Source organism: Saccharothrix hoggarensis (assembly GCF_042678885.1).
Taxonomy (GTDB): domain Bacteria; phylum Actinomycetota; class Actinomycetes; order Mycobacteriales; family Pseudonocardiaceae; genus Actinosynnema; species Actinosynnema hoggarensis.
The window spans coordinates 7,836-11,006 of sequence record NZ_JBHTLK010000231.1 but is presented as its reverse complement, the minus strand read 5'-3'; the positions used below and the strand labels follow the sequence as shown (position 1 = coordinate 11,006).

The following is a 3,171-nucleotide window of genomic DNA, read 5'->3' as shown; positions in this document are numbered from 1 at the left end:
GGGACGCCGCCCGCACCGCCGCCAGCTCCTCCTCCGCCTGCCGGCGCTGCTCGGCCAGCTCCGCGTCGGTGCGCTCGCGCAGCGCGGTGACGTCGCGGTCCGCGCGCAACCGCAGGTCGTTCGCCTCCTCCTCGGCGAGCAGGAGCATCCGGTGCAGGCGCTCGGTCGCGCCCGACGTCGTGCCGGGCGACATCTCCAACCGCTCGATGCGGGCCCGTGCCTCGTCCAGGTCGCGCCTGGTCATCTCCAGCAGCTTGCGCAGGTCTGCCGCCTGGGCCAGCGCCTCGGCGCGGTCGACGGTCGTGAACTTGAGCTGTTCTTCCAGGTTCTCCAGGTGCTCGAGCACCTGTCGGCGGTGGAATCCTCGGTAGACGACGTCGAAACCCGCGTGCAGCGGAACAATCTCCGACTCTTTCGCACCCATGGCGGCCCCACTCGTTGAAGATTGGCCGAGAGTACCGAGCGTAAGGCACTCGACCGGCAGATGACCAGCCTCGACTACCCGCGACCGGGACCGCCGATGCGCCCGCCGAACTGCGGGAACACTATCGTGGAAGATCGGGATCAGATCCGCCGGAGTCACTCGATAGTGTTATTCCGAAGGAATGCACTACGGATGGTGAGAATGCCGAGAGCAACAAACTCGGAGCACCCCATGTCGATAAGTTCACACGAAACAGTGACGTTCGGGCGGACAGGCGATGGCTACCCGCGAGTAACGGGGAACTAGGCTGGTCGGGTGACCGTCGAGCCGCTGCCCCTCACCGGTGAGCGCACCGTGCCCGGGATCGCCGAGGAGAACTACTGGTTCCGCCGCCACGAGGCGGCGTACCTCGACCTCGTCCGGCACTGCGTCGGCGCGGTCGTGCTGGAGGCCGGGTGCGGCGAGGGCTACGGCGCCGCGCTGATCGCCGGGCACGCCGCGCGGGTCGTCGCGCTCGACTACGACGAGACGACCGCCGCGCACGCCGGCCGGGCGTACCCGGAGCTGACCGTCCTGCGCGGCAACCTGGCGTCGCTGCCGCTGCGCGACGCGAGCGTGGACGTGGTGGCCAACCTGCAGGTCATCGAGCACCTGTGGGACCAGGAGGGCTTCCTGGCCGAGTGCGCGCGCGTGCTGCGCCCCGGCGGGCGGCTGCTGGTCACCACGCCCAACCGGATCACGTTCTCCCCCGGCCGCGACACCCCGCTCAACCCGTTCCACACCCGTGAGCTGGCCCCCGCCGAGCTGCGCGGGCTGCTGGTCGACGCGGGGCTGGAGGTCGAGCTGCTGGCCGGGCTGCGGCACGGGCCGGCGCTGCGGGCGCTGGACGAGCGGTTCGGCGGGTCGGTCATCGACGCGCAGGTGGCCGTGGTGGTGGACGGCGGCGAGTGGCCTGCGGACCTGCTGGCCGCCGTGTCGTCCGTGCGCAGCGAGGACTTCGAGATCACCACCGAGGACCTGGACGCGAGCCTCGACCTGGTCGCCGTGGCGGTGCGCGCGTGACGACGGCGGCGAACCGCCCGGCGGCGGGCGACGAGGGGACGTTCTGCCTCGTCCTGCACAGCCACCTGCCGTGGCTTGCGCACCACGGTGCCTGGCCGGTCGGCGAGGAGTGGCTGTACCAGGCGTGGGCGCACTCGTACCTGCCGGTGGTGGACCTGCTGGAGCGGTTCGCCGCCGAGGGCCGCGAGGACGTGCTGACGCTCGGCGTGACGCCGGTCCTGGCCGCGCAGCTGGACGACCCGTACAGCCTGCGCGGCCTGCACGACTGGCTCGGCAATTGGCAGCTGCGGGCGCACAGCGCGTCGTCCCGACTCCCGGACCTCGCCGCCCGCGAGCACCGTGCCGCGGCGTGGGCGCTGGAGCGCTTCGAGACGCGGTGGCGGCACGGGTTCTCGCCGGTGCTGCGGCCCCTGGTGGACTCGCGGACGATCGAGCTGCTGGGCGGGCCGGCCGCGCACCCGTTCCAGCCCCTGCTCGACCCGCGGGTGCGGGCGTTCTCGCTGCGCACCGGCCTGGCCGACACGGCGCACCGGATCGGGTCGACGCCCGAGGGCATCTGGGCGCCCGAGTGCGCGTACGCGCCGGGCATGGAGCACGACTACGCGCGGGCCGGGGTGCGGCGGTTCCTGGTGGACGGCCCGTCGCTGCGCGGCGACACCGCGGCCGGCCGCCCGGTCGGCTCCAGCGACGTCGTGTGCTTCGGGCGCGACCTGGAGGTGTCGTACCGGGTGTGGTCGCCCAGGGTCGGCTACCCGGGCGACCCGGCGTACCGGGACTTCCACACCTACGACCACGCCAGCGGGCTCAAGCCGTCGCGGGTGACGGGGAAGAACGTCGAGCCGTCCGACAAGCGGCCGTACGAGCCGGAGTTGGCGGCCGAGGCGGTGCGGCGGCACGCGGCGGACTTCGTGGACACGGTGGTGCGGCGGCTGCGGGCGCTGAAGGCGCAGCACGGCCGGCCGTCGCTGGTCGTGGCGGCGTACGACACCGAGCTGTACGGGCACTGGTGGCACGAGGGCCCGGCGTGGCTGGAGGCGGTGCTCCGCGCGCTGCCTGAGGCGGGCGTGCGGGTGACGACGCTGCGCGGCGCCGTCGAGGCCGGGCACGTGGGCGCGCCGGTCGACGTGCCGCCGTCGTCGTGGGGCGCGGGCAAGGACTGGCACGTGTGGAACGGCCCGCAGGTCGACGACATCGTGCAGGGCAACGCCGCCGTGCAGCGGGAACTGCTCGCGCTGGACCTGTCCGGCGCGGTGCGCGACCCCGTCGCCGACCAGGCCGTGCGCGAGGCGTTGCTGGCGCTGTCGAGCGACTGGGCGTTCATGGTCACCAAGGACTCCGCCGCCGACTACGCCCGCTACCGGGCCAAGGTGCACGCGGACCGGTTCGCCGAGCTGGCCGCGTTGCGGCGCGTCGGGCGCGGGCACGGCCGGGCGGCCGAGCTCCGCCGGGTCGACGGGCCGTTCGGCCACCTCGACGCGCGAGGGCTGGCCAGGTGACGCCGCCCGGTGCCTCCCCACCCCGCGACCCCGCCGCACCCTCGCGCCGCACCCTCGCGCCGCACGCCGCTCCCGACCGCTCTCCTTCGCGCCCCTCACGGCTCCCCGACCGCTGCCCTCTAGCCGCTACCAGCCCACTACCCGCAAACTGGACCGCCACGCGAGGTCGCGTCGGGGGGGGGGGGGGGG

Annotated in this window: 2 protein-coding genes and 1 pseudogene; 2 read left to right on the top strand and 1 reads right to left on the bottom strand. The window is 73.9% G+C overall.

Annotated features, from left to right (window positions below):
• Window positions 1–346: pseudogene (locus tag ACFQ3T_RS29945) on the bottom strand (M protein); the annotation flags it as partial.
• A gap of 393 nt (window positions 347–739) precedes the next feature.
• Between ACFQ3T_RS29945 and ACFQ3T_RS29940 the strand changes: the two are divergent.
• Window positions 740–1,486 carry a class I SAM-dependent methyltransferase gene (locus ACFQ3T_RS29940; RefSeq protein WP_380728319.1) on the top strand — a complete coding sequence of 249 codons (747 nt, stop codon included), beginning with the start codon at window positions 740–742 and terminating at the stop codon, window positions 1,484–1,486.
• The gene (locus tag ACFQ3T_RS29935; protein WP_380728316.1) at window positions 1,483–2,982 is read left to right on the top strand and encodes a 1,4-alpha-glucan branching protein domain-containing protein; all 1,500 of its coding nucleotides are present in this window, start codon (window positions 1,483–1,485) and stop codon (window positions 2,980–2,982) included. The genes ACFQ3T_RS29940 and ACFQ3T_RS29935 overlap by 4 nt, the downstream gene beginning before the upstream one ends.
• The last annotated feature ends 189 nt before the right edge of the window (window positions 2,983–3,171 follow it).